The following is an 8,692-nucleotide window of genomic DNA, read 5'->3' as shown; positions in this document are numbered from 1 at the left end:
CTGTTGGTACTTCAATTATAGCCGGTGGGGCTCATTTTGTCTTTAAAAAAGAAACATCCCTCGACCATTTTTTTTTCAAAATCGGTCGAGGGATGTATTCATTTTAGGGGAGTTTTTTCCCAGCCCCATAGATATAATTAGGCAGTTTGTCTGCGTGTTTGAATAGCTTGAGATACTTGCAGTCCAAATTGTGCTACAGTCCATGCGAAGAATAGAGCGAATGGAATGAAGAACAGAAGTGAAGCTCTAACGGGTGCCAGAGAAGCAACATGGTAAAAGACCAGCGTCACACCCGTTGTCATGAAGCCGTTAACGTAAAGGCTGACGTTTTCGAAAGCTTTAACTTTACCGATCAGGTAAGCAGCGCCGGCTAGAAGCAAAGCAGCTACTGCAGCGTATCCAAATGGGTTAGTGACAGCCGCAAGTCCGATAGTTGAGAATAAAGCAGCTTCAATGAGAATGTGAGTCCCAATGAATACCGCACTCATGATTCCAGATACAGCAGCGATATGTTTGTTGTTTAGTGGCTTCGCTAGAACTATACCACCCATCGCAACGTAGGCAAGGGTACCGATAATCATCGAACGACCGTGCTCGCTGTATGCAGGTAAAACATCACGTACTAGAGCGACCAGCATAAGTGTAACAAGGGCTGAGAGGGCAACTAAAACTGTTTTTGTATTGGGTTTTTTCATTATAGACCAATCTCCTTATGTATGTTTTTGTATGCAAATACTTATTTAAAATTAACACATGTTTGGTTCTTTTTCAACTTAAAAAACCTTATGGATGAAATATTAGTGAACTTTTCCATAATACACTTGTAATTGCTATTTTATATCTATTATAATATAGTAGTCGATAAAAAGTAAGGAGAGATACATAACATGATTGAAAATAACAGCAAATTAACAACATCCACTGGCGCCCCCGTTGGAGACAATCAGCACTCTGTCACAGCTGGCACTAACGGACCAACTTTAATTCAAGATGTGCATTTAATTGAGAAACTGGCTCACTTTAACCGTGAACGTGTACCTGAGCGTGTGGTTCATGCTAAAGGTGCTGGCGCGCACGGCCGTTTCACTGTCACGAACCCTGATATTGCCAAATATACAAAGGCTGACCTGTTTTCAAATGAAGGCAAGGAGACACCGATGTTCATCCGCTTTTCAACAGTTGCCGGAGAACTCGGTTCTTCAGACACAGTTCGCGACCCGCGCGGTTTTGCCGTTAAGTTTTACACTGATGAAGGAAATTACGACATTGTTGGGAATAACACGCCGATATTCTTTATCCGTGATGCCATCAAATTCCCTGACTTTATTCATACGCAAAAACGAGTTCCGCAGACGAACTTGAAAGACCCGAACATGATCTGGGACTTCTGGTCTCTGTCACCAGAATCGCTTCACCAAATTACAATTCTGCATTCAGACCGCGGTATCCCGGCAACCATGCGTCACATGCACGGATACGGCAGCCACACCTTTAAATGGGTAAACAAAGAAGGCGAATCTTTCTGGGTCAAATATCACTTCAGAACCGATCAAGGCGTCAAAAATATGGACCCTGAACTTGCCGCTAAAATTGCCGGTGAACACCCGGATTATCACACTGAAGACTTGTTTAACGCCATTGAAGAAGGCGACTTCCCGTCATGGACGTTAAAAGTTCAGATTATGCCGGAAGAAGAAGCCGCTCAGTACCCTTATGATCCCTTTGATGTGACAAAAGTTTGGTCTCACGATGATTACCCACTGATTGAGGTTGGTAAAATGGTGCTGGACCGTAACCCGGAAAACTATTTCGCAGAAGTTGAACAGGCAACCTTTTCACCGGGTAACTTTGTACCGGGAGTTGAAGCGTCACCGGACAAAATGCTTCAAGGCCGTCTGTTTGCCTATGCTGATGCGCACCGCTACCGTGTGGGAACCAACCACAACCAGCTGCCTATCAACTCGCCGAAAGCGGAAGTCAGAAACCACCAGCGTGATGGTCAGATGGCCTATCATAACGGCGGAAAAGCTGTCAACTACGAGCCAAACAGCTATGACGGAATCAAAGAATCCAGAGAAGATAATCTTAAACCGTTTAAAGTTTCCGGAGAAGCAAACAGCGTGCCTTACGATAATGACGATCACTTCTCACAGCCACGCAAGCTGATTATGGACGTGATGTCTGAAGACGAGCGCAGCCGTCTGTATCAGAACTTTGCCGACCACTTGAGAGGCGTACGCGACGAACAGATTATTGACCGTCAGCTGAAACTCTTCCACCAGGTGACACCAGAACTGGCTGAAGGCGTTGCTAAACTGCTTGATAGAGCTGTCCCTGTATCTTAATAATTAGAATTGAGAAGTCTCTTTGTAAATTAAAGAGGCTTCTTTTTTGTCGAAAAAAATGAAAAACTACAAGCAATGTGGTGTGCAGAACGGACATGAAAAAGATAAAATAAGAAGTAAGATGAAGTCACCAGAAGTTTTTAGTGAACGGAGAGGTGGGGTAGTATGCGCACGCGAAATTTTGCTCATAGAGGATTCAAAGGACATTTCCCTGAAAACACTATGCTCGCTTTTAGAGAAGCCTACAATACAGGTGCAGACGGCATTGAGCTGGATGTCAGACTGACTCGCGATAAAGAGGTCATCATTTTTCATGACGAAACCCTTGACCGTCTGACTGAAGGAGAAGGCAGTGTCGATTCCTATACCTTGAAAGAAATTCAGCAGTTTAAAATTAAAGACCCCAGGTGGCCTGATTTAATGGAACTGGATATTCCAACACTTGCTGACTATTTAAAGTGGGTGAAAGACAAGCCGCTTTTGACCAATATTGAACTCAAAACAATTGACGAAAAAGACCGGGAGCTGGAAGAGAAAGTAACCGAGGAAATACGGCGTTACGGACTTCAGAAGAAACTGATTATCTCTTCTTTTTATCAGGACAGACTGGAACGCATGATTGCTCAGCTGCCGGAAGTTCAGACGGCTCTCCTTGTACCTGAGTTCAATGAAAGGGTGATTACGGATGCCAAAAATCTGCCGGTGGACTTCATTCATCTCAAAGCGGTCAGTGTGACCCGGGAAGTCGTTGAGGAAGCGCACCGTCACGGTAAAGCCATCAGTACATGGACCGTTAATGACTACGAAGAGTTGAAACAACTCAATAAATTGCTTCTTTTTGCCATTATTACTGATTATCCGAACCGCTTGAAGGCGCTGCAGCAGGATGAAGACGACTAAAGTCGGGCGAGAACATGTGCGCTTTCCTACAAGCCCCATGTACCTGTAAAGTCTCCGGTGTATGGTAAACTTGTAAAAATTAACCGACACGTCCGTTTACCGGAAGGAGACTTTTCTTATGAAAAAAAATAATCTGACACTCATTATGCCTTTTTCCTTTATCCTCTTTCTGTTACTCTATAATTACGCTGATTCAATCGTGGTCAATCAGACGCTGGTCGATCTCAGACTAGGCTATATACTGATTTTCGGCCTTTTTTACCTTTACCTCTACTACTCACGTCGAAAAAGATTGATGCGAAAACGAAAATAATAAATCTTTTTAAGGAGACTGATATGACTCAAAGAGAACCCACTCAGTCGGATGAACTGTTCAAGCTCGCGATTATGCTGATACTGGCCTATTTTGTTCCCATTGCCGGGATAGGCTTTGCTATATATCTGATACTGTATGCCAGAAATCATACCGTTGAAAAATGGATTCCCATCCTTGCCTGGATTGCTTTAGTTGTGCAAGTCCTGCCGGTGATATTAGCCATTATTGCTTTTGCTTCTTTTGTCGCAATATAAAAATATTAAAGAAGGAAATGACTGAATCCGTTCAGTCATTTTTTCGTTTTCCAGAGCTTTTTCAGGTGCAGCTTATATTTAGGCGTTCTTGACTAGGATTTTAGCCTGGATTAGCCTTTTCGGACGGCTTGCCCAGTAACTGAGTGAGTTTTCTGCGTTGAGTAAGGGGTGAAAGTTCAGTTGCCCCGGAACCCAGACAGTAAAATGAACTGAGTAGGGGGTCAAAGGCACTTTGCCCTATAACTGAACTGAAAAATATTTCTGGGTACGTGGCAAAAGCAGTTTGCCTAGGAACTGAACCGGAAAATAAGGTTGAGTATGGGGTCTACGACTCTTTGCCCTTTAACTGAGAGAAACGAATAGTTTGGGTTACGGGTGAAAGAGTATTTGACCCTGAAATGAAGCTCAGGAATCAGCTGAGTAACAGGTCAAAGGTCGTTTTTTGCCGGAAATTTTATATATATCAGCAAAAAACTGTTAGAATGAAAAGAGAATACGACTTTAAGTAAGAGAATTTTACATAGGATGGTGTTTGACATGAAATACAAAGGAATACTTATAGGAATGACTAGTCTGGCTTTGCTTCTCGCGGCCTGTGAACCGGTGGATGAAGCCGTTGAAACAGAGGAAACTGATACGGAAGAGATTGAAGCAGACGATAATGATTTAGAGGAAGAGAGTCACAGTGAAGACTCTGAAACGGAAGACGAAGCAGATGATGACTCTGAAATAGTGGAAGCAGAACATGAAGAAGCTGAAGAAGAGCCGGAACAAAATCTCCTCTACGACATTGAATCAGCTGATCTGCCTGGGCCGGAAGACCTGCCTTTGGATACTTTATACATTGAAGTGAATGACAACATTCCATTTTTCACTACTGAAGAACTGGAAGTGAGTGAGCCGTTCGATTCCTATACTCCCCTTGATGAACTGGGGCGTGTGGGAGTGGCGGAAGCCCTGCTGGATATTGACTTGATGCCCGAAGAAGAACGTGGCTCCATCGGACATATTGAACCTACGGGCTGGAACCAGGGTAACTATGAGATTGTTTCAGGAAACTGGCTGTATAACCGCAGTCACTTGATTGGGCATCAAATGACCGGCTACGATGGGCGTGAGAATTTAATGACCGGTACCCGTCAGTTTAACGCTGAAGGCATGCTGCCGTTTGAAAACTTCGTCGCGAACGTGGTCGAAGAGGAAGAGATGCAGGTCCGCTACCGGGTGACACCGCTGTTTGAAGGCGATAATCTCTTATCCCACGGCATTGTCATGGAAGGCTTCTCTGTCGATGATGACGGCGAAACGTTGACCTTTAACGTTTTTGTACCGAACCAGCAAGACGGAATCGAGCTGGACTATGAAACAGGCGATCATGAACTGATAGAGTAGCCAGTAACTGAAAAGGACCGGATAACCCATTGGTTGGGGCATCCGGTCCTTTTTTGGTCAGTTATTTAGATGTCCGTGTCTTTTTGTTAATCTAAAGAGGTTGATTCCTCTGTAAAAGACAAGAAAGACAAGTAGAATCGCTATGAAATAAATCAAGGTGTTCGTTAGATTAAGGATCTGGAAAGTAAATCCCAGCATGAACAAAAAGATGTAGATGGCGAATTGCCAGGGAGTATGTCGGATTTCAACACTATCCCCATCACTGACGACAAGTTTATTGCTTTTGCCACTGAACTGCTTCACTTGAAGTTCTGAATTGTTCTCTGGAATCGAAAGTTCCCGTTCTTCTTCATGAGCAATTTTTCCATAAAATTCACCGTTTATATATAGTTTATTTTTTATCAAGGCGCCCGAAAGAATGTTACTTTTGCGTCTGACTTTAATTTTCATATGTAGTCCCCTTTATTTTTAATACTATTGAATAAGACTTTCGATAGCTCTCAACCTAAAATCACTCAACTTTAATCAGTGTAAAGGTCTCAAAATAGCCTAAAAGAATGACTAAAGCTCCCGCGCTGAGGATAAAATAACTTGTTCCGATTAGGCCGAATGCAAGGAGACTATAAGTGGATAGAATAAAAATCAAGATGCGAAGAACATACCATTCTGACAGTCTAATTTCAATACGGTCTCCATCACTAACGGTCAGCTTGTTGCTTTTTCCGAATAGTTGCTTGGCCTGAATCTCAGCAGTAGGCTCTGAAAAATGTAGCTCCTTTTCTTCTCCAAGTGATAGCTTCGTGAAGTGTCTGCCATTCAATTTAATTTTATAACGAACGAAGGAACCCGGAATCTCTCTTGCGAGGATAGTGATAGTCATTGTGAATCCTCCTATGTAAAAAGAAAGGTTAATTATATTCTTGCATATATAGTATACCATACATAAAGTCTCATTTTCAGACTGCATTTTTTTGATTTAACAGTCTATACTGAGGACAGTCGATTAAAGGGAGAGGATTTAGGTGGAATTAGGTTTGAAAAGAAATGAAGTGCGTCTAGCCAATCATGACGATGGCTGGAAAGAAGAATTTGAACAAGTTAAAGCAGATATTGTTAAATCAACCAGTCTAAATCCTCATCAGATTGAGCATGTCGGCAGTACGGCGATAAAAGAAATAATGGCTAAGCCGGTCATTGATATAGTTGTGGGAATTGAGTCACTGGAAGCTGACCTGACAGAACTCATTAAAAACTTAAAAGACTTCGGTTTTTATCGGCTGAGAGTCGAGCGACCAAATGAAATAGTATTCGCCAAATTTACGGATGAAACTTTTGAGAGCAAAACACATTTTATTCATCTGACAGAATACAAGGGCACACTTTGGAATGACCTTATTTTCTTCAGAGACTACCTGAATGCCCATCCAGCGGCCAGAAAAGAATATGAAAAAATCAAAACCACATTTCTAGCAGACAATTCTGAAGGCATTGCTGAGTATACAGATAGTAAAGAGGCGTTCGTCAAGCAAATACTTAGTGGGGAAGGGTAACTTGGACTATACAACATTGCCGGAGCGAGTGAGGACAGCTACAATAGGTATACAAATGAATTTAATTAAAAGACGGATGAATTTTAGGGGGACACAAGGTGAAACTGATTTTACTTTCCATGCTGGTGTTATTAACGGCCGGCTGTGCGGATGAGGGGACGAATGACGCAACTCCCGAATTTGAGGAAATAACAGAAAATGATGAGCAGTCTGAAGAACAAGCTGATGAAGAGTTAGATGATACAGATGACGAATCAGAAGATGACCTGGCTGAAGATGAGGCTGATGAAGAAACGGCTGAAGAGGATGCGCCAGATTACGACGAGCTGAAAGCCAGCATCGTTGACCAATTTGAAAATGCCACGCCTACAGACTGGGGTGAAAACGTCGAGGGAGTCATTACACAAATCGACACGGATGAGAAAGTGGTGGCACTGACTTTTGATGCCTGCGACGGGACGCCAGACTCCTTTGACGAAGAACTAATTGATTTTCTTATAGGCGAGCAGATTCCGGCCACACTCTTTATCAATGCCCAGTGGATTGAAGCAAATGAGAACGCGTTCAATGAGCTGGCCGATAACCCCTTGTTTGAAATAGCCAATCACGGTTACTACCACAAGCCTCTATCAGTTGACGGAGAATCCGCTTATGGCATCATGGGGACGGAAAATGTGGAAGAAGTCTTTGATGAAATCTATAAAAACCAAGAGCGCATCGAAGAGTTGACCGGTGAATCGCCGGACTACTTCAGGTCAGGGACGGCTTACTATGATGACGTTGCCGTAGAAATCATTGAAACACTGGGTCTGAAAGCCGTAAATTATAACGTTCTAGGCGATGCGGGCGGAACCTTCAACCAGGAACAAATCGCCAACTCCTTCAACTCAGCCAGCGAAGGTTCCATTTTCCTCTTTCATATGAACAAACCCCAGTCAGACATCAGCGCCGGCGTAAAAGAAGGTGTCGAGATGCTGAGAGAGCAGGGTTATGATTTTGTGCAGCTTGGGGAGTATGATGAGTATCTTTCATAGCTTGCTAGCAATTAAGAATTAAACATTTAAATTTTGAAGCATTTATTATTCAAGCAAACAATGAAATATTTTACTTGAGTTGTAAAGTTAAATGCAACACTTTCTGTTACATGATTCGTTGAACTTAAATCTCTTTACTTCTTCCCCTAGGGGAAGAGAAATTTTAAATACTACATTGTAGAAAATACTCTTCTGATGAACGTAACCCTATCACTTCTCCAATCCTTCTATTGATTGCCTGAGCGGCTTGATCGATATCCATTTCTGAAAAAAGATGGATGGATTTTCCTTTAGGGATGAATTCCCTCAAGAGTTTATTGAAGTTTTCGTTTGAGCCCCGTTCCCAGGATGCGTAGGCATGACAAAAATATACGTCTGTATTGAGTTCAGACATTCAGGCGAATTCCGAACCATTATCAAAAGTGATTGAAGCAAATAGGTTAGGGTTATCTGCTAGAATCTCTTCAAAGGCATTTTTAACCGTTTGACTTTTATAGTCGCTGATTTTCTTAGTAATGGCATAGCGTGTTTTTCTCTCCACCAAGGTAATGATTGCCGGTTCATTTTTCGTTTTCTTCCCTTTAACCAAATCAGCTTCCCAGTGTCCAAATGATTCTCTTGATAATACGTCCTCTGGACGATCGGTGATACTGGCACCTAGGATTCTTTTGTTTTTGCCCTTAGGATTACTATGTTGGTTTTTTCTTGGTTTCAGACGATACATGACAGGTAAGTCATGTGGTTTGATAGACAATAGACCTTGACGTATATAAGAACCTGAATAATTCATAGCTTTAAATTTAACCTGTTTTTTTGAACAAACTGCCATTTTTTAAATTAGGCAGATACTTTCTTCCAAAATAATGTGTTTTCGAACAGGATGCCTACAGAAGAAGGTCAT

The 8,692-nt window shown here is 42.3% G+C and carries 10 protein-coding genes and 1 pseudogene; 7 read left to right on the top strand and 4 right to left on the bottom strand.

Annotated features, from left to right (window positions below; translation table 11 throughout):
* Positions 1-137 precede the first annotated feature (137 nt).
* Entirely contained in the window at positions 138-695 is a 558-nt protein-coding gene (locus ACYVLS_RS09615) for a hypothetical protein (protein WP_460323966.1), read from the bottom strand.
* A gap of 192 nt (positions 696-887) precedes the next feature.
* Between ACYVLS_RS09615 and ACYVLS_RS09610 the strand changes: the two genes are divergently transcribed.
* From ACYVLS_RS09610 to ACYVLS_RS09590, 5 genes are all read left to right on the top strand, one after another.
* Positions 888-2,345: a catalase gene (locus ACYVLS_RS09610; RefSeq protein ID WP_460323964.1), complete on the top strand. Its 1,458-nt coding sequence runs from the start codon at positions 888-890 to the stop codon at positions 2,343-2,345.
* Positions 2,346-2,510: 165 nt separating this feature from the next.
* Positions 2,511-3,245 carry a glycerophosphodiester phosphodiesterase gene (locus ACYVLS_RS09605; protein WP_460323962.1) on the top strand — a complete coding sequence of 245 codons (735 nt, stop codon included), beginning with the start codon at positions 2,511-2,513 and terminating at the stop codon, positions 3,243-3,245.
* Between the two features lie 118 nt (positions 3,246-3,363).
* On the top strand, positions 3,364-3,558 hold the full coding sequence (locus tag ACYVLS_RS09600) for a hypothetical protein (RefSeq protein ID WP_460323960.1): 195 nt from the start codon (positions 3,364-3,366) through the stop codon (positions 3,556-3,558).
* A 23-nt stretch (positions 3,559-3,581) separates the two neighbouring features.
* Entirely contained in the window at positions 3,582-3,815 is a 234-nt protein-coding gene (locus ACYVLS_RS09595; protein WP_460323958.1) for a hypothetical protein, read from the top strand.
* A 537-nt stretch (positions 3,816-4,352) separates the two neighbouring features.
* The gene (locus ACYVLS_RS09590) at positions 4,353-5,207 is read left to right on the top strand and encodes a DNA/RNA non-specific endonuclease (RefSeq protein ID WP_460323956.1); all 855 of its coding nucleotides are present in this window, start codon (positions 4,353-4,355) and stop codon (positions 5,205-5,207) included.
* Positions 5,208-5,264: 57 nt separating this feature from the next.
* On the opposite strand, the gene ACYVLS_RS09585 is transcribed toward ACYVLS_RS09590, so the two are convergent.
* Together ACYVLS_RS09585 and ACYVLS_RS09580 are read right to left on the bottom strand one after the other, a co-directional pair.
* A complete protein-coding gene (locus tag ACYVLS_RS09585) occupies positions 5,265-5,657 on the bottom strand; it encodes a hypothetical protein (protein ID WP_460323954.1) in 393 nt (130 codons plus the stop codon).
* 61 nt (positions 5,658-5,718) lie between these two features.
* On the bottom strand, positions 5,719-6,087 hold the full coding sequence (locus ACYVLS_RS09580) for a hypothetical protein (protein WP_460323952.1): 369 nt from the start codon (positions 6,085-6,087) through the stop codon (positions 5,719-5,721).
* Positions 6,088-6,229: 142 nt separating this feature from the next.
* Between ACYVLS_RS09580 and ACYVLS_RS09575 the strand changes: the two genes are divergently transcribed.
* Entirely contained in the window at positions 6,230-6,757 is a 528-nt protein-coding gene (locus ACYVLS_RS09575) for a GrpB family protein (protein WP_460323950.1), read from the top strand.
* 98 nt (positions 6,758-6,855) lie between these two features.
* Positions 6,856-7,791 (top strand): polysaccharide deacetylase family protein, encoded by a 936-nt coding sequence (locus tag ACYVLS_RS09570; protein ID WP_460323948.1) that lies wholly within the window; start codon positions 6,856-6,858, stop codon positions 7,789-7,791.
* A gap of 163 nt (positions 7,792-7,954) precedes the next feature.
* Here the strand turns inward: ACYVLS_RS09570 and ACYVLS_RS09565 are convergent.
* Positions 7,955-8,566: pseudogene (locus tag ACYVLS_RS09565) on the bottom strand (IS30 family transposase); the annotation flags it as partial.
* Positions 8,567-8,692 lie beyond the last annotated feature (126 nt).

Source organism: Alkalibacterium psychrotolerans, assembly GCF_054784355.1.
This window is presented reverse-complemented; position numbering and strand designations above follow the sequence as displayed.